Annotated in this window: 15 protein-coding genes and 1 riboswitch; of the genes, 10 read left to right on the top strand and 5 right to left on the bottom strand. The window is 43.8% G+C overall.

Annotation, left to right across the window (positions count from 1 at the left end):
• The first annotated feature begins 188 nt into the window (after positions 1-188).
• Positions 189-1,484 (top strand): alpha/beta fold hydrolase, encoded by a 1,296-nt coding sequence (locus tag ACWYVB_RS07715; protein WP_457528598.1) that lies wholly within the window; start codon positions 189-191, stop codon positions 1,482-1,484.
• Positions 1,485-1,542: 58 nt separating this feature from the next.
• Here ACWYVB_RS07715 and ACWYVB_RS07710 read toward each other — a convergent pair whose 3' ends face one another.
• The gene (locus tag ACWYVB_RS07710; RefSeq protein ID WP_104972944.1) at positions 1,543-2,034 is read right to left on the bottom strand and encodes a GNAT family N-acetyltransferase; all 492 of its coding nucleotides are present in this window, start codon (positions 2,032-2,034) and stop codon (positions 1,543-1,545) included.
• A gap of 323 nt (positions 2,035-2,357) precedes the next feature.
• Between ACWYVB_RS07710 and trhO the strand changes: the two genes are divergently transcribed.
• Complete coding sequence (gene trhO, locus ACWYVB_RS07705; RefSeq protein ID WP_085342522.1) at positions 2,358-3,338, top strand: oxygen-dependent tRNA uridine(34) hydroxylase TrhO; 981 nt, start codon at positions 2,358-2,360, stop codon at positions 3,336-3,338.
• A gap of 70 nt (positions 3,339-3,408) precedes the next feature.
• Here the strand turns inward: trhO and ACWYVB_RS07700 are convergent, their stop codons facing one another.
• Positions 3,409-3,714, bottom strand: a complete 306-nt coding sequence (locus ACWYVB_RS07700; protein WP_006740792.1) for a DUF6482 family protein — start codon at positions 3,712-3,714, stop codon at positions 3,409-3,411.
• A gap of 108 nt (positions 3,715-3,822) precedes the next feature.
• Between ACWYVB_RS07700 and ACWYVB_RS07695 the strand changes: the two genes are divergently transcribed.
• From ACWYVB_RS07695 to gbpA, 3 genes are all read left to right on the top strand, one after another.
• Complete coding sequence (locus ACWYVB_RS07695) at positions 3,823-5,304, top strand: cryptochrome/deoxyribodipyrimidine photo-lyase family protein (protein ID WP_193447800.1); 1,482 nt, start codon at positions 3,823-3,825, stop codon at positions 5,302-5,304.
• 80 nt (positions 5,305-5,384) lie between these two features.
• Positions 5,385-5,885: a fasciclin domain-containing protein gene (locus ACWYVB_RS07690; protein WP_317410550.1), complete on the top strand. Its 501-nt coding sequence runs from the start codon at positions 5,385-5,387 to the stop codon at positions 5,883-5,885.
• Positions 5,886-6,157: 272 nt separating this feature from the next.
• Positions 6,158-6,258, top strand: a riboswitch (cyclic di-GMP riboswitch).
• A 106-nt stretch (positions 6,259-6,364) separates the two neighbouring features.
• Positions 6,365-7,828 carry an N-acetylglucosamine-binding protein GbpA gene (gene gbpA, locus ACWYVB_RS07685; RefSeq protein ID WP_317410552.1) on the top strand — a complete coding sequence of 488 codons (1,464 nt, stop codon included), beginning with the start codon at positions 6,365-6,367 and terminating at the stop codon, positions 7,826-7,828.
• A 53-nt stretch (positions 7,829-7,881) separates the two neighbouring features.
• Here the strand turns inward: gbpA and ACWYVB_RS07680 are convergent, their stop codons facing one another.
• Positions 7,882-8,754 (bottom strand): patatin-like phospholipase family protein, encoded by an 873-nt coding sequence (locus ACWYVB_RS07680; protein WP_317410553.1) that lies wholly within the window; start codon positions 8,752-8,754, stop codon positions 7,882-7,884.
• 179 nt (positions 8,755-8,933) lie between these two features.
• Positions 8,934-9,575 carry a MarC family protein gene (locus tag ACWYVB_RS07675; RefSeq protein ID WP_046875716.1) on the bottom strand — a complete coding sequence of 214 codons (642 nt, stop codon included), beginning with the start codon at positions 9,573-9,575 and terminating at the stop codon, positions 8,934-8,936.
• Between the two features lie 195 nt (positions 9,576-9,770).
• Here ACWYVB_RS07675 and nfsA point away from each other — a divergent pair, with 195 nt between their 5' ends.
• Positions 9,771-10,493 carry an oxygen-insensitive NADPH nitroreductase gene (nfsA, locus tag ACWYVB_RS07670; RefSeq protein WP_006740796.1) on the top strand — a complete coding sequence of 241 codons (723 nt, stop codon included), beginning with the start codon at positions 9,771-9,773 and terminating at the stop codon, positions 10,491-10,493.
• 69 nt (positions 10,494-10,562) lie between these two features.
• Here the strand turns inward: nfsA and ACWYVB_RS07665 are convergent, their stop codons facing one another.
• Entirely contained in the window at positions 10,563-11,462 is a 900-nt protein-coding gene (locus ACWYVB_RS07665) for a hypothetical protein (RefSeq protein ID WP_268978587.1), read from the bottom strand.
• A 458-nt stretch (positions 11,463-11,920) separates the two neighbouring features.
• On the opposite strand from ACWYVB_RS07665, the gene ACWYVB_RS07660 reads away from it, so the two are divergent.
• From ACWYVB_RS07660 to ACWYVB_RS07645, 4 genes are all read left to right on the top strand, one after another.
• Positions 11,921-13,039 (top strand): polysaccharide export protein, encoded by a 1,119-nt coding sequence (locus tag ACWYVB_RS07660; protein WP_258662022.1) that lies wholly within the window; start codon positions 11,921-11,923, stop codon positions 13,037-13,039.
• 130 nt (positions 13,040-13,169) lie between these two features.
• Positions 13,170-13,610 (top strand): arsenate reductase/protein-tyrosine-phosphatase family protein, encoded by a 441-nt coding sequence (locus ACWYVB_RS07655; RefSeq protein WP_031780663.1) that lies wholly within the window; start codon positions 13,170-13,172, stop codon positions 13,608-13,610.
• Between the two features lie 55 nt (positions 13,611-13,665).
• Positions 13,666-15,831: a polysaccharide biosynthesis tyrosine autokinase gene (locus ACWYVB_RS07650; RefSeq protein ID WP_257897633.1), complete on the top strand. Its 2,166-nt coding sequence runs from the start codon at positions 13,666-13,668 to the stop codon at positions 15,829-15,831.
• 365 nt (positions 15,832-16,196) lie between these two features.
• Complete coding sequence (locus ACWYVB_RS07645; RefSeq protein WP_182034846.1) at positions 16,197-17,462, top strand: DUF1835 domain-containing protein; 1,266 nt, start codon at positions 16,197-16,199, stop codon at positions 17,460-17,462.
• Positions 17,463-17,617 lie beyond the last annotated feature (155 nt).

Genomic DNA, 17,617 nt, shown 5'->3' with positions numbered 1-17,617 from the left:
TTTGTCGCAACTCTATTGAGCATAGCTCACTCAACCAGTTGCACCAGTCGCTAATCGTTTCATTTTCTTGAACTTACATTGATTTGACCAAGGTATAGAACTGACGAAGCGATTTGGAAATAGCATTGGTTCTTCACGCCATTCGCAGTAAAGTAGCGCTACCCCTCAATAAGGAAATAAAGATAACAATGAACGCTCAATCATTTATCGACGCAGGATTGCATTACACTCCCCACAGTTTTACCGTTCCTCTGGATTACCAAGACGTGAGTAAAGGCACCATTGAAGTCTTCGCTCGTGCGGTTTGCCTAGTTGGCGATGAAGAATCGACCAAACCTTGGTTGGTTTACTTTCAGGGCGGGCCAGGCTTTCCCTCTCCGCGTCAAAACGGCAATAACGGCTGGGTAAAACGCGCGCTGCAAGAGTACCGAGTTTTGCTTCTCGACCAGCGCGGTACGGGCAATAGTTCGGTGATTAATCATCAGACTCTGGCTCATTTCACGCCGCAGAAGCAGGCCGAGTACTTGAGCCACTTCCGAGCGGATAACATCGTGCGCGACGCGGAGTACATTCGTGAGCAATTTGGCGTCGAAAAATGGGCGATCTTAGGTCAAAGCTTTGGGGGGTTTTGCTCCCTCACCTATTTGTCTTTGTTCCCAGACAGCTTGCTGCAAAGCTACATTACGGGTGGCGTGCCATCAGTCTCGCGTCATGCCGACGATGTGTATGAAGCCACCTTCAAACGCACCATGGAGAAAAACCAAGCGTTCTTCCAACAATTTCCCAATGCACAGCAACTTTGCCAAAACATTGCCAATCACTTATTGGAGCAAGAAGAGTTTCTGCCAAATGGTCAGCGTTTTACTGTCGAACAGTTCCAACAAATTGGGATTAACTTTGGTGTCAGTGATACCTTCTTGCCAACTTATTACTGGCTAGAAAGTGCCTTGATTGAAGTGAACGGTAAGCCTCAGCTTCGTTATGAATTCCTCAACGACATGCTGGCGCAGCAAAACTTCCAGACCAACCCGATTTACGCCATTTTGCATGAATCGATTTATTGCCAAGGCTTTGCGTCGAATTGGAGTGCTCACCGTGTTCGCCAAAGCCGTTCAGAGTTTAATTATGAACCTGGCAAGCCATTTTACTTTACGGGGGAAATGGTCTTCCCATGGATGTTCGATCAATACGTCAACCTCAAGCCACTAAAAGATGCCGCTGAAATATTGGCCGCGAAAGAAGATTGGACTGCGCTGTACGATCAAACACAACTGGCTCAAAACAAAGTGCCTGTCAGTTGCGCCGTTTACGCCGATGATATGTTTGTGGAAATGGATATCAGCCGAGAAACGCTCGCGTTAATCCCAAACTCAAAAGCGTGGATCACTAACGAGTACGAGCACAACGGTTTACGTGCCGACGGTGAGCGCGTTTTAGATAAGTTAATTGCGATGGGGAATCAAACCGCCGCTAATTTGAAATAAATACTATAAAAACGCCTCTTCTAGAGGTAAGAGGCGTTTCATTCCTACCATCTTGTTTTTACGAATCTCTTACGCGCTTGGTCATACGTTTCGTCATCACCCGGTAGCCCATTTTATGATAGAAATCCTCACCTTCATGGTTAAATGACGCCACGGTTAAGCCGATTTCTTCTATTCCTTGAGCACACAAATCACTTTCCATCTTGTCCATCAGCGATAAACCTATTCCTAGGTTTCGATGGCTCTCTGAAACAATAAGCTCATTAATAAAGCCAACGCGTTTTTCTGGTGAAATCAGCGACTGAACGTTACGAACCGAGCCAGAGATAAAACCGACGACCTTTCTTTGCGAACAAGCAATAAAAGCGCTCACGCTCCCGTCAAAATACTTTTCGAAGGTCCCATATGATTCTCTTAGTTGCGCCAATTCCTTGGGTGGACGATAGAAGTTCGGTTCAGCTTCATAGTGCGATGTATCGAGTTCAACGAGTAATTGTTTGAGCAAGGGAGCATCTTCTTCCCTCAGCCGCCTGATATAAAACTGCTGCATGTCCTTTCCTTGCCAACTGATACGATTATTATTTTGTAGCTCTTGCGCACAACTTTAATGAAGAGCCGAAGAAGGAATCACAGTACAAATTTAAACCAAAAGTGTCGAGTTCAACTTACCTTGTTCTCTACAATTTATGCTTATAATTTGAACACATAGCGATTTTACCCGCGTGACGCTTTGCCGCATCAAAACACCGCTACATCCTGCCTAGCCATAATATCCGCATAATTTGTCCGTATTTCCGACTAATTTAGTCAGGTATACTTCGTGCCGCTAAAATTTTAAGGTCGTTGACCACCTGTATTTTTAAAGGAAACCTCATGAGTCAGTATGTAGTTTGTGCGCTGTACAAGTTTGTTGAGCTGAATAACTATCAAGAACTACGCGAGCCATTACTTGCGTTGATGGAAAAACACCATATTCGCGGGACATTACTGCTGGCAAGTGAAGGCATCAACGGCACTGTTGCCTCTGATCGTGCAGGTATTGATACGCTACTGGAGTGGCTAAACAACGAGCCTCGTTTGACAGGCACCGTATACAAAGAGTCGTACTCTGAGACCCAGCCATTCAATCGCACCAAAGTGAAACTGAAAAAAGAGATCGTAACATTAGGTGTTGAAGGCATCGACCCTCGCCACGTAGTGGGTACTTACGTGAAACCTCAAGAGTGGAACGATCTTATTGCTGATCCTGAAGTGTTTGTTGTCGATACACGTAATGATTACGAAATCGAGATCGGCACATTCAAAGGCGCTGTAAACCCAAATACTGAAACCTTTCGTGAATTCCCAGACTATGTAAAAGAAAACATGGACCCGGAAAAGCATAAGAAAGTGGCGATGTTCTGTACCGGTGGTATCCGCTGTGAGAAATCAACTGCTTACATGAAAGAACAGGGCTTTGATGAGGTCTACCACTTAGAAGGCGGCATTCTTAAATATCTTGAAGAAGTTCCTCAAGAAGAGAGCATGTGGGAAGGTGACTGCTACGTTTTCGATGGCCGTGTTGCAGTAAATCACCAGCTAGAAAAAGCAGATTACGATTTATGTAACGCTTGTCGTCTACCGATCACTGAAGAAGACAAACAGTCAGAATTGTTCGAGCAAGGCGTGAGCTGCCCGAAATGTCACGGCACACACTCAGAAGAACAAATTGCTCGATTCCGCGAACGTGAAAAACAAATTGTTCTTGCAGAACAACGAGGCGAGCAGCATGTTGGTGGCGAAAGTGCCAAGCAAAGAGAAGCTCGACGTGCCGCTAAGTACGCACAAAAAGAAGCTCAGCGCAAACAAGACTAAGCTCAACTCTAATTCTATTTTAAGCGAGCTGCCGTAAGGTGGCTCGCTTTTACTATGCACCAACACTCTTTCAATACAATTTTGTATCCCTCACCAAAACCTCTAGTTGATTGTCTCTTTTGCCTTCGGGTAGCCCCACCATCTCATCATAAGCACTTTGATGTACTAAAACCTGCTTATTTGCTTTGATATTCTTGCACTTCTTTTGCATCTCGATAAGGGAATGAGCCCTCAAAAAGATACCGTTGTCATCAGTGATGAATTGCGCTTTCCCATCAACTACGACAGATGCTTGATACAATGCGAGATCAAGCGAGTGAATGATCAATTTATCTACGTAGAAGAACTTTTCTAACTTACTCAGTGGTATCGACATATCTCACCTCCTTGTGAGCAACCTCTACGTTTTAATGAACAAAACCGATCATTAGGTGAGGTCTCTTCGGATCATTTGCGTACAACATCGGAAACAAAGAGGATTCCGATGCAAACAATTAATGTCGTGTGGTTAAAACGAGATTTAAGACTGACTGACCACCAGCCCTTAACACAAGCATTGTCGTCAAAGCACCCAACGGTACTTTTATATATTGTTGAACCGTTGCTGTTAAACAACCCTCACTATTCTGAGCGTCACTGGCGATTTGTTTGGCAATCATTGCAAGACATGAATGAGATGCTCAAAGCCTATGGACACCGCATCACGGTTCTGTTTGGCGATGCCTTAGCATGTTTTCAATCAATTCAAATGCAATATCAAATCAACGCTGTGTTTTCTCATCAGGAAATAGGGCTCAACTGCACATTTGAACGCGATAAGCAAATTGCCGACTGGCTGCATGAGCAGAACATCACGTGGTTTGAGTTCGAGCACGGTGCTGTTATTAGAGGAGCAAAAGACCGGCAGGGTTGGGACAAACATTGGGATTTGGTCATGAGAGCCTCCATAAGCCCTCTTGATCTGCAAACCAACTTGTTGCATTCATTGGATGCAGAATCTCTCGGCTACGCGTTTTCGCCACCGTCATCTTGGTTAACAAAATGCAAAGGAATGCAAACGGGAGGAAGCCAACTCGCTTGGAAAACACTGGAGGACTTTTTCAATCGTCGAGGTCGTGATTACTATCGAAGCATTTCTAGTCCCACAGCCTCTCGTACAGCCTGTACTCGCCTTTCTCCATACCTCGCTTGGGGTAATATATCCTTGCGTGAAGTTTATCAATACCTATTGAAACACTGGCAAGTAGCTGGGTTTCGTCGCAGCTTAATTGCGTTGTCTTCACGGCTGCATTGGCACTGTCACTTCATCCAAAAATTCGAGTCGGAATACGACATGGAGTTTTACTGTGTTAACCGGGCTTACGAACCGTTGATTAAACAAAGTAGCACTTTCGATGAAGAAAAGTTAGTAGCATGGAAATCTGGATATACAGGCATACCTTTGATCGATGCCTGTATGCGCTGTTTGCATCAGACTGGCTATATAAACTTTCGCATGCGTGCCATGCTGGTTAGTTTTCTCACTCATCACATGAACATGGATTGGCGAACTGGCGTGACGCATTTAGCGCAACTATTCCTCGACTTTGAGCCTGGTATTCATTACCCACAATTCCAAATGCAAGCCGGGGTAACTGGGACCAATACAATCCGGATTTACAACCCGGTTAAGCAAGCCCAAGAACATGACCCTGATGGCGCATTCATCTATAAATGGGTGCCTGAATTGCAAATGGTCCCCACCCCACTATTGTTCGAGCCCTGGAAAATGACACAGATGGAAACCGTCATGTACCACTTGAAACCGGATAGCCGTTACCTAGCGCCTATTGTCGACCTAAATAGCGCAGCTAAAGACGCAAGGGAGCGTCTATGGGCATGGCGCAAACGGGCCGATGTAAAACAAGAAGGCAAACGAATTTTAACGCGACACGTGAGACCATCGAAAGAAAGCAGGGCTCGTTGATCATCTCTTCATTTAGATGCGTACAAACAAAGACATTCTCTAGGGAAACCGTTGTACCCTCAACTCGTAAGGAACACATTATGTTTAAACGTATCTTGGTTATCACGGCTACATTGATGGCGACTTTATCTTTTATGCTTCCCGTCAAGGCTCATGAGCATGGCATGATGAAGGCTGATATTGTCGACGTTGCCACTGAAAACGGCTCTTTCAATACACTTGTCGCTGCAGTGAAAGCGGCTGATCTAGTCGATACACTCAAAGGAGAAGGCCCATTTACTGTTTTTGCACCAACGGATGACGCTTTTGCAAAACTGCCTGACGGTACAATCGATATGCTCTTAATGCCGGAAAACAAAGACAAGTTAGTATCCATTTTGAGTTATCACGTCGTCCCAGGGAAAGTAATGGCTGCCGATGTTGTTAAGCTGGACAAAGCGACTACGGTTCAGGGGCAAGACGTGATGATTAAAACCATGGGTGATAAAGTCATGGTCAACGATGCAAATGTAATGGCAACCGATGTGAAAGCTAAAAACGGCATCATTCATGTTATTGATACCGTCATTATGCCTAAATAAAATGATTCAGAGGGCGGTATATTCCGCCCTTTAAACGGTGCGTCTTCTATCCTTAATACTGCCCCTTCCCACCTTCAACCCAACAACTAGCAAACCATTCACTCCAACTATAAAAAAGACAAAAACAACATCAAAACCAATACCTTAGAAACAAAAAAGCACAATATCAATGAGGTTGGCGTACCGTTACCTTTCAATTTGAGAACATGATTCCATGTCAGTGTCGTTTACTTTTCCACATGTAAATTCTTGAGCTAAATTTTGGCTGCTCAATCACATTTCGGCAAACCATTCGAAAGGGTGGGACGCAAAGCTTCCGGTCTGCCAGCATTCCATCATCAAAAGTAATGCTCATGATAGCGGGGTTGCCATGTTGCAACACTACATTATCCAAATGTATGGATTCATGCAGCGTTGCTTCGTGCTCAGCATGCGCCGAGGTGTGACATTAATTTGTCAGCCATAACAGAGGACATGTGATGAAATCCTTTCCAACCAAATCCGTACTTACGTTAGCACTTGCAAGCATTAGCTCAGGTGCTGCGGCTCACGGCTACGTATCAGAAACCAATGATGGTGTCGCTGCAAGTCGCGCGGCACTATGTAAGTATCCAACACCTGATACTAACGAAAAAAATAATAACTGCGGTGCTATTCAATACGAGCCACAAAGTGTTGAAGGTCCTGATGGTTTTCCACAAATAGGGCCTCGCGATGGAAAAATAGCAAGTGCCGAAACCGCTCTAGCTGCCGCTCTTGATGAACAAACTGTCGACCGCTGGGTGAAACGTCCTATTCAATCAGGTACACAGACTTTTGAATGGACATTTACAGCCAACCATGTGACGCGTGACTGGAAATATTACATCACCAAACCTGATTGGAACCCAAATGCCTCACTATCACGCGACTCGTTTGATCTGACTCCTTTCTGTGTAGTCGATGGCAATATGGTTCAACCTCCAAAACAGGTGAGCCATCAATGTAATGTGCCTACGCGAGAGGGGTATCACGTCATTCTGGCGGTATGGGATGTTGGCGACACAGCGGCTTCATTTTATAACGTGATCGATGTGAAATTTGATGGTGACAGTCCAGTCATTCCAGATTGGACGCAAGGCGGTCAAATTATTCCGACGATGGATTTAAATGTTGGAGATTCGGTTTATACACGCGTATTTGATCAGGCGGGTGAAAACATAGCTTATCGAACCGAGCTAGAAATTACCGATGCAGTCATGGGCAAAGCGAAAAATTGGTCTTACGCTCTAGCAACGAAGATCAACCAAGAGCAAACTAAACTGCAAGCTGGACAGTATGCCGAGGATAAATTCACTCCTGTTTATGGTACTAACCCGGTGTATCTGCAAGCTAATAGCGGCCTTGAGCGTGTAGAAATCGGCTACAAGATAGAAACTCCCGCTCCAGAGTACTCACTCACAGTAGATGGCTTAGCAGACGAATATATTATTGAGTCAACACCGACGACGTTGGATCTGACACTCACTGCTGAAGGCGATTTAAACGCAGAACTCACCGTGTACAATCACCACCGTGAGCCACTTGCAAGCTGGGCAGATGAAATGAAAGACGGTTCGGTGGAGGCTGTATCGCTCGCTTTAACCAAATCAGAGCCTGGTCACCATATGCTCGTGACTCGTATTAAAGACAAAGATGGCAACTTGGTGGATCAGCAAACGCTCGACTTTCACTTAAAAGAAGAGTCAGTAACGCCACCACCATCTGGCGAGTACGATTTTGTCTTTCCTGAAGGGCTATCTAGCTACACGGCGGGCACAAAAGTGCTTGCAAGCGACGGTGCCATTTACCAATGTAAACCTTTCCCATACTCTGGTTACTGTGTACAGTGGAAAGAAAGCGCAAACCAATACGAACCAGGAACTGGTTCACACTGGGAAATGGCTTGGGATAAAGTCAACTAAATCGCCCTTTGAACGTTAAGTAAAAAGAGCCTCGCTATGAGGCTCTTTCATTATCAAACGCAAAAATGGCAGTTTTCCCGATCTAAACCGTGAACACCTGACAAATTGGCCAAATGAGCCCGCCCTTCAATCAGCCCCATTTCATAACCTTCCAATAGAACGGTTTGTCGCATTGATAAGCGCTGAACAGGAAAATTATCTGGTGGTGCAATCACTCTGACATGCGTTCCCGGTGGAGGGTTACGAATAAATTCCAACGATTGATTGTAGTTATCTGCACGTCTTAACATCGCGTCCGCCATTTTAGGATGTTCGGCAAATAACTTCTTCATCAGCCATGTGGTTTTTACTGGCTTCTTGGCATAATTTAGCGGGTGAGAAAGCACAACGGTTATGTCTCGAGCTCCGCGACGATAAGCCTCACGCACCGGGATGGAATCTGCCACCCCGCCATCGGTATAGCAGCCTCCAGAAAAGCAAGGGGTATGCTTGTATGCAATGGGTAACGCTGTTGTCGCTTCAATCGCATGGTGAAAATTATCACGCGTCACGCGATAATAATCTGCCTGTCCTGTATCTACATTCGTCGTCGCTGCCAGAAAAGGAATGCCATCAAACAGTTTATTTTCATCGACGGGATACAAACGATTAGACTCTTCAAACAGCCACTTCACATCAATGAGGTCCCCACCTTTAACGAATCGAGTCGGATCAAAAAAGCGTTTACTCGTTGCCAGCTTAGTAATGACATTAATGCTGCGATGCGGATAGTCGGTCAAATAACCAATCAAGTTTGATGCGCCAGCAGATACACCGATGGCAAAGTCAAACGGTTTATAACTTTGCTCTAAAAACGCATCTAGCACTCCGCTTGCGAAGACACCTCGCATCGCGCCACCTTCCACTACAATTGCTTTTGTTGCCATATTTCCCCCATTATTCTTGCCAAAAGAGTAATGAAATTCGTGCAATCAAAACAATTGAATATTCTTATTATTGAAATAGGTGAAGTCTATTTATTTCTTTCTTAGAAAGTGAAAACTAAAGTTCAAAAAATCCACACCAGCTAGAAATGTAGGTGTGGATTTAGACGAGATGGAGACGCCTATGAGAAAACAGTTTTATAGGCTTCGCCCGCGCCATCAATAAACATTTGAGTACCAATAACCGCTAGGATTAAGCCCATCATTTTCGTCACGACGTTCAGAGCACTCGGTCCAACTGCTTTGACCAATTTGTCTCCAAATAAAAACAGTATATAGGTAATAACACACAACACAGCAAAAGAAACGATGGTAATGATGGTTTGATCAAAACCACCCGCCGTAGCAAAGTTCATCGCGGTAGCAATCGTTCCAGGCCCTGCTAATATCGGCATTGCAAGTGGAGAAACGGCAATGCTCAACGCCGCCTGCTGCTGCGCTGGAGAATACGCTTTCTCTTTAGTTTTCTGATGCGTCGAATCACCTTGAAGCATATTAAAACCGATCAAAAACACCAAGATACCGCCCGTTATTCGCAAGGCGTACAGCGTGATACCAAACAAATCAAAAATTAATTTACCGGCGATCGAAAATATCGCAATGATGACAAATGCAATAAAAACCGAACGAAGCGCCATGGAACGTACGGTTTCCCTATCCTCATCAGCCGTTAAACTCAAAAAGATAGGAATATTGGCGATGGGGTTCATGATCGCAAAGAAGCCCATAAACACCGTGACTGTATGAACGATGAGTTCTTTCATATTTTCCACTGCAGTTAAATTGTTGATTCTAAAAACAGTATATACGCTCTCAAGCAGAACGAGTGATGTATTCTCTATTCATCTTCACACTTATGCGCTAAGCATTGTTTTTCTTTTGAGATAGTTTACCGACTCATCAAATATCGCTAAGGTGAGGCTTCAGCCTTTACATGTAACAGGGGATGTTAAGTCACCATGAACAGTACGATACAAACAATTCTCAATCACCGCTCAATTCGAAAGTTCACCTCGCAACCTATTGAAAGCGAACAATTAGAAACGATTCTACAAGCTGGCCTTGCGGCGTCTTCATCAAGTATGTTGCAAGTCGTCTCAATTATCCGCGTGACCGATAAAGAAAAGCGTACGCTATTGGCACAATATGCGGGGAATCAAGGGTACGTTGAAAGCGCTGCTGAGTTTTTGGTGTTTTGCATTGATTACCAGCGCCACGCAAGTATCAATCCTGATGTGCAAGCTGATTTCACCGAGTTAACACTTATCGGTGCTGTTGATTCTGGCATCATGGCACAAAACTGCTTACTTGCGGCAGAGTCTATGGGACTAGGAGGCGTGTATATTGGTGGCTTACGAAACAATGCTCAAAAAGTCGACGAGTTACTAGGCTTACCTAAAAATACAGCCATTTTATTTGGTATGTGTCTTGGTCATCCAGATCAAGCCCCTGAAGTTAAGCCACGTCTACCTGCTCATGTCGTGGTGCATGAGAATCAATATCAAGACCTAAATTTGGATGATATTCAGGCTTATGACCAAACCATGCAAAACTACTATGCAAACCGTTCGAGCAATCAAAAACAAAGCACTTGGTCACAAGAAGTCACCAGTAAACTAGCTGGCGAATCACGTCCGCACATCCTGCCTTACTTAAACAGTAAAGGACTCACTAAAAGGTGATGACCACAGTACGATAGGATCAAAAAAGGCCTCTGAAGAGGCCTTTAGAATTTATCAGCAAAAACTCGCTTAGTTACCGCCTGTCGCGCCAGTACCATCGCCTGGTTGTGGTTCTGGTTTAATTGGCTTACCAGGTTTCGCTTCAGGAATGGTAGGAACAGTTGGTTTAATTTGATCTACAGGTTTACCTTCAGCGATATCTTTTTCAACCTGCTCAACAACGTTCTTTGTATCTTCTTCAGAAATCTCTACGTAAATCACGTCATCAGAACCCGCACTAGCTTTAGGGTAATGTGGATTTTTCGCAATCACTTCTTCGGTAATCGATTTTGCAGCAACTGCTACAGCTTCAGGTGCAGCTGTTGGGTTTGCTTTAATGATATCCGATACAACGTTCGCTGTAGCAACTAACTTCGTAGCAAGTGCACTATTACCGCCTTCACCTTGAAGATCTTCAACTACTGACTCTGTATCACGAAGGATTTCATCAACCGTTTTACCACTTGCATTGATATCAATACCTAAGTTCTCGAATACTTTTTCGGCGATATCAGAAGAGTAAACCTCACCTTCTTTCAAAGAGTTAGAAACCAAAGTCGTAAATGGAGAGCCTGTTACTAATGAATCCGCCTGCGCTAAGCCTTGAGGGATTTTGTAGTCAGATGTAATAGGTTTGCCATTTGATGCGTCTTTACTCTCATCAGTATGCGTCAATACGAAAGCACAGTCACCTGGCGCATTTACGACATTGATATTTTCAAAACGCGCTTCACCAACCATACCTTCATAGTTTGTTGTATTTTCAATCGCGTCGTATGTTTCACCACCACATACAGCTTGAACCTTCATGCCGATAACAGCTGGGTCATAAGCCTGAACCGAGTATCTTTTTACCTCAGGGTCGCTGTCACTACCACAACCTGCTAGTAGGACTGCTGCCACACTTGCCGTTAAAAGTTTGATTTTCAAAATTAGCTCCAATATTTGTTGTTATATCCGACCGCAACAGGAAGCATAACGGCAGTTGCATATGGTGTAAATAGTATACATACAACTTTGGCATGAGTTTTTTCACATTCCCGCCTGTTTACTTGTGCAAAACCATGCATTCATCTCAATAACGTTAAATAGACACAATTTTGTCATGTATTCGTCAGTATTTTTTTAAGTATCTTGTTGCCTTTATTGCAACCAGATGGATAATAGTTGACTATTTTTTGTGGGTCAGATTTTTACACCTTCATTAATGAAACTAAGAGCTCTAAGTCGCTAGCAGCCATTTGGAGTGTTTATTACACAAATAATTCTGAATGGACTCGCTTTCTAAAGGCTTAAAACTGCAGTAAATCGTCAACATTGATGAAATGCAGTTCAATTAGAATGAACCAATTTCAGTCGGCAAACTTTCTTTCGGTAGTTATAAACCAATGAACACATTTAATAAATTTTTGGGGATATCAGTACTTCCTATCCTTCTTACAGGGTGTACTCTGCCTGGTAGCCACCTTTCGGTCAGTGACAAAACAGTAATGAGCACTGAATCGAGTGATATAGAATCGCAGGTTACGGTTTATCCTTTAACTTTGGAGCGAGTGACCTCTTTAAATTCAATAGATCCTTTTTCAAAGCCAAATCCAAAGTTAGATATTGAAATCGCCAAGTATGAATACGAAGTAGGACCTGGCGATATCTTAAATATTACTATTTGGGACCACCCAGAGCTCACGATCCCAGCTGGCTCATATCGTAGTTCAGCCGAAGCAGGTAACTGGGTGCACTCAGATGGCACGATCTTCTACCCTTACATTGGCGTTGTACACGTTGAAGGTAAAAACGTTCGCCAAATTCGTGCAGACATTGCCAACCGTCTTGCAAAATACATTGAGAGCCCACAAGTCGATGTAAGCGTTGCAGCTTTTCGTTCTAAAAAGACTTATGTGACTGGCGAAGTGAACAAGCCAGGGCAACAACCAATCACAAACATTCCTCTTACACTTCTTGATGCCGTAAATAGAGCAGGCGGACTGGCAGCCGAAGCCGATTGGCGTAATGCAACACTGACGCGAAACGGTGTGGTTGAAAATGTCTCTTTATACGCTCTGATGCAACAAGGCGACTTAACTCAAAACCGTCTTCTAAAGCCAGGTGATATTGTTCATATTCCCCGTAACGATGCGCAAAAAGTATTTGTTATGGGCGAAGTTAACGATCCGAAGCTACTCAAAATTGATCGCAGCGGTATGAGCCTTACTGAAGCTCTAAGTAGCGTTGGTGGTATTAATGAAATCTCCGCCGATGCTACTGGCGTCTTCGTCATCAGACGTTCAAAAGAAGAAGCTAAAATGGCGGACATTTATCAGTTGGATGTTTCTGATGCTTCTGCTTTGGTGATTGGAACAGAGTTTGATCTCAACCCATACGACATAGTCTATGTAACAGCCGCGCCTGTTAGCCGTTGGAACCGCGTTATTGCTCAACTTGTTCCAACCATTTCCGGCTTTAACGAATTAACCGAAGGTGTACTACGAGTACGCACTTGGCCGTAAAAACGACGTGCCGCAAGAAAGTTATCTCTTGCGGCATGCATTCAATAGTTACGTAGCTCAATTGTGCAATATAAAGAAGCAAGCAATTCAGTTGGGATCATAGGCATACAATTTAAAGTAGGGTAAGCATTTGTTTTCTAATATTCTTGTCGTCTGTGTAGGTAATATTTGCCGCTCTCCAACAGGAGAGCGGCTTTTGCAGTCTTTACTACCAAACAAACATGTCGCGTCAGCGGGAATCGCGGTGGATAAAAGTCATTTAACAGGAAAAGCTGCTGATGATATGGCAACCACCATCGCGAATGAACATGGCGTAAGCTTAGATGGACACGAAGCACGACAATTAACACCTGAGCTTTGCGCTCAATACGATCTGATATTGGTTATGGAAAAAGGTCATTTAGAAGCCTTAACCAAAGTCGCTCCTGAGGCACGAGGCAAAACGATGCTGTTTGGACAATGGATAAGTGAAAAAAACATTCCTGATCCATACAGACAAAGTAGAGAAGCCTTCGAACATGCTTATACGCTTATAGAAAAAGCAGCAAAAGCGTGGTCTCAAAAACTATAAGCCGCAAGGCTAAATAAATAAACGCCAATGGCAAGGTATTTAAGAAGTTAAAGTAATGACAACACAAACTATTAAGCAATCACGTCAAGCCGACGATGAGATCGACTTGGGAAAGTTATTTGGGATCATTCTTGATGCCAAATGGCTCATTCTATGTACCGTAGTCCTATTTTCAATTATAGGCGTCGGCGTTGCCATTCTATCAACACCTATCTACAAAGCTGACGCTCTTATCCAAATTGAAAGTAAGAGCTCCGGTGGTATTTCAGCGATGGTTGGTGATATGGGAGAGCTGTTTTCAGCAGAGTCATCAGCGACAACAGAAATTGAGATCATTAAATCTCGTATGATTTTGGGTGGTACAGTTGATAAGTTCAACTTAACCACGGTCGTCTCTCCGAATTACATGCCTATCATCGGTAAGGGCTTAGCTCGACTGCAAGGCGAACAAATCAGTCTGAGCGTTTCACGATTTAATACCCCTTCTTACGCAGTTGGAATTCCTCTAACTCTCGAAGTTATTGATTCTGAAAAACAGACGTTCAAACTTATAGAAGATGACAATAACGTCATTTTAGAAGGTAAGGTTGGCGAGCTCATTGAAAAGAACGGCTATCAATTCTTAGCTACAGAAATGATAGCGCAAGACGGCGCATCGTTTACCGTGAGTAAAGTCAGCAAATTAGATGCAATCAATGCACTGCAACAAAACTTATCGATTAGCGAACGTGGTAAGCAAACCGGGATTATTTCTTTAAGCTTCTCTGGTGAAGATCGCGCTAAGATTCAAGCTATCTTGAACGACATTAGCCAGAACTACTTCTTGCAAAACGTTCAAAGAAACTCAGCAGAGGCAGAGCAAAGTCTCGAGTTCTTGAAAGGCCACCTTCCAGACATCAAAACAAAACTGACCGCTTCTGAAGACGTTTTAAATCGATTCCGTCAAGAAAATGAATCTATCGACTTAGGCCTTGAAGCTCAATCAACGCTGAAAGTGATGGTTGAATTAGAAGCGCAGTTAAATGAGCTTACATTCAAAGAGAGTGAAATCAGCCAGCGCTTTACACAAGATCACCCGGCTTATAAGTCTCTGCTTGATAAACGTGAGACGCTACTCAAAGAGAAAGAGCGTCTTAATAAACAAGTTCAAAAGTTACCGAAAACACAGCGTGAAGTTCTACGCATGACGCGCGATGTAGAAGTAAACCAACAAATCTACATCCAGCTATTGAACAAGGTTCAAGAGCTCAACATCATTAAAGCAGGAACCGTTGGCAACGTTCGAATCTTAGATAACGCTCAATCGTTCTCTAAGCCAATCAAGCCGAAAAAAGCGCTTATCGTTGTGCTAGCAACACTGCTTGGCGGCATGACAGGCGTGGCTTTCGTATTAATTCGTGCGGCATTCCACCGTGGTGTAGAAACACCAGATCAAATTGAGCAGATTGGTATGCCTGTTTACGCTAGCGTTCCAAAATCTATTCAACAACTGGAATTTGCAAACAAGCTTAAACGAAACAAAGGCAGCAACGATGAGCTAGTCCTTCTTGCTGAAGCTAACCCGGCCGATCTTTCCATCGAGGCCCTGCGTAGTCTTCGTACTAGCCTGCACTTTGCGATGATGGAAGCGAAGAACAATGTTCTTATGATTTCAGGTCCAGCACCATCTATCGGTAAAACGTTCGTATCGACAAACTTTGCAGCCGTCGCTGCGAAAACAGGTCAGAAAGTACTGCTTATCGATGCGGATATGCGTAAAGGTTATTTGCAGCAATGTTTTGGTTTACGTTGGGATAACGGTCTTTCTGATTATTTGAGCGGCAAGACATCCCATAGCAATATCATTAAATCAACATCCATCGACAATCTAGATGTGGTTACTCGTGGCCAAGTACCACCAAACCCGTCAGAGCTTTTGATGCATCCTCGCTTTAAGAGCTTTGTTGACGAAATGTCGGCGCAGTACGATCTTGTGATCATCGATACGCCGCCTGTACTCGCGGTTACCGACCCAAGCATTGTTGGTGCAATCGCAGGAACAACACTGATGGTAGCTCGTTTTGATCAAACGACTTTGAAGGAAATTGAAGTCGCACAAGGCCGCTTTGAACAATCCGGCGTGGAAGTAAAAGGCGTAATTCTAAACGCCGTAGAGAAGAAAGCGTCAAACTCATACGGATATGGTTACGGTTACTATAACTACGCTTACAAGAGCGAGTAATTAATATCTACATGTATTACAAAGCCCTGCTAGACCTAGCAGGGCTTTTTTATTACTGGATCCTGTAATGCATATCTACTAGAAAACGGATGGTCGTTAACATCTACATAGGCATTGGCTGTCAAACTATTCAGCACTTCTTTAATGGGGCTGATATTTTGTGATGCGGCTCTCTCATGAATGGTTGCATGATGGATTGTGAAACTCTACTATCAGTCTGCTCACGCCTAAAGCCCCCAACACTCGCGGAAAGAACTTGGTTCACGGCAACTCTTCTACCCTGCTCTGTGTAGCAGGCACAATCTGTTTTTACCTTCTTTTAGCTTCTATTTAGGCGAGTGTGGAAGAGATAAGAAAGGTGAAAAATGAACTCTACAAATAGCTTCTTAATCAACATTAACCAACAAAAATCCGTTGCTAAAAAAAGGCTCAAAGCTATACGTCAACACGATGATGAGATGTTGGATCGAGTTAAGCGATTTCACTCCAAACCAGAATCATTAGCTCCCAATACAATTCAATTAGCTGACGTTCAACATTCGCTAGCCAGAGAATTAGGTTTACCAAGTTGGAGTAAATTAAAAGCGCATGTCGAAGAGTTAGAAGCTCACAAAGACGCCATCAAAAAACACTTCCCTCCTCTTGATAGCGAGCTAAAAACGCTCCATGTCCGCTGTGGGCATGATATTCAGCAACGGCTTAAAGACAGCGGATTCGAGGGAACATTTTTAGCCCTAATAGATCCGCTTTGTATTGGCCCCATACCAGCAACACCACAAAACTTCCTTGCCATTCGTGCCCAATATGTCGTAGAGACTCTGCTGCCCGTGATGAAGCGTGAAGATTCAGTGCAGGATATTGTCAAATTTGAGCAAGCTAATATTGATACGCTGCTCAGTGATACATTTGAACGAATCGTCTTTTGGGTCGAACATGACAGCTATGACCAATTAATGCTGCTTCGTGCCCTAACCTTGTTAGAGAATGTAGAAAACAAGGTGATAGAGATCATTGAGTTGAACCAGTTCCCTGGCACTGAGCGATTCATGGGTTTGGGGCAGTTGCCTAAAGAGGCTATTCGCGCTTGTTGGCAATACCGTAAACCCGTGACAGCCAAATTATTCAGTCAGGCTAAACATTCCTGGCACGCTGTCACATCACCGACACCCATCTCTATGGTTAATTTGATCGAGCAGCATGATCTAGATTGCTTACCCAATATGCTCAACGTGCTAATACGCCATATGCAAGAGTTACCTCATTTACAAACAGGATTAAGCTTGACTCAGCAGATTGCATTAAAGGTCCTAAGTTCTCAAAATCATTCAATTCTCATCAAAGATTGGTTTGAGCAATATCAACAATGTGAACCTCTACCTTACCTGGGCGATGTGATGTTTTACGCCTTACTCCTCCCTCTAGCACAATGTCAAAAGCCTTTAATCACGATTGAGTCACGTGAAAGGGACTGGTGGGAACAGAGCGTCCATATCACTGAGGCTGGTCAGCATTGTTTGGAAGGCTTCATGCTAGCGAAGCAATGCTATTGGGTTGGGGGTATTAGCAATACCAATCAGAATTATTGGAGTTGGGATCACCTCCAATTATCTACATTGACCAACCATCATTGATTCAGCGGATAGGTAACATAAGCAGGGGCATAGACGGCTCGTTAGCCCCTTGTGTTCAGCCCAATACAAAAACAGTCAAAAAGAGACGGCTTCTAGCCTGAATAAAATCTAGATAGTTATGCAAGAGCAACATTCCTTAGAGATAATATGCACTC

This window comes from Vibrio sp. JZG10 (assembly GCF_054064075.1).
Note: the sequence above shows the minus strand (reverse complement) of the source record. Positions and strands in the feature narration are given on the sequence as shown.

Excerpts from the sequence above, each read along its gene's own strand:
- ACWYVB_RS07660 (WP_258662022.1), top strand. The coding sequence starts at position 11,921 with ATGAACACATTTAATAAATTTTTGGGGATATCAGTACTTCCTATCCTT.
- ACWYVB_RS07710 (WP_104972944.1), bottom strand. The coding sequence starts at position 2,034 with ATGCAGCAGTTTTATATCAGGCGGCTGAGGGAAGAAGATGCTCCCTTG.
- nfsA (WP_006740796.1), top strand. The coding sequence starts at position 9,771 with ATGAACAGTACGATACAAACAATTCTCAATCACCGCTCAATTCGAAAG.
- ACWYVB_RS07680 (WP_317410553.1), bottom strand. The coding sequence starts at position 8,754 with ATGGCAACAAAAGCAATTGTAGTGGAAGGTGGCGCGATGCGAGGTGTC.
- ACWYVB_RS07690 (WP_317410550.1), top strand. The coding sequence starts at position 5,385 with ATGTTTAAACGTATCTTGGTTATCACGGCTACATTGATGGCGACTTTA.
- ACWYVB_RS07650 (WP_257897633.1), top strand. The coding sequence starts at position 13,666 with ATGACAACACAAACTATTAAGCAATCACGTCAAGCCGACGATGAGATC.
- ACWYVB_RS07695 (WP_193447800.1), top strand. The coding sequence starts at position 3,823 with ATGCAAACAATTAATGTCGTGTGGTTAAAACGAGATTTAAGACTGACT.
- gbpA (WP_317410552.1), top strand. The coding sequence starts at position 6,365 with ATGAAATCCTTTCCAACCAAATCCGTACTTACGTTAGCACTTGCAAGC.
- ACWYVB_RS07700 (WP_006740792.1), bottom strand. The coding sequence starts at position 3,714 with ATGTCGATACCACTGAGTAAGTTAGAAAAGTTCTTCTACGTAGATAAA.
- trhO (WP_085342522.1), top strand. The coding sequence starts at position 2,358 with ATGAGTCAGTATGTAGTTTGTGCGCTGTACAAGTTTGTTGAGCTGAAT.
- ACWYVB_RS07715 (WP_457528598.1), top strand. The coding sequence starts at position 189 with ATGAACGCTCAATCATTTATCGACGCAGGATTGCATTACACTCCCCAC.
- ACWYVB_RS07645 (WP_182034846.1), top strand. The coding sequence starts at position 16,197 with ATGAACTCTACAAATAGCTTCTTAATCAACATTAACCAACAAAAATCC.
- ACWYVB_RS07675 (WP_046875716.1), bottom strand. The coding sequence starts at position 9,575 with ATGAAAGAACTCATCGTTCATACAGTCACGGTGTTTATGGGCTTCTTT.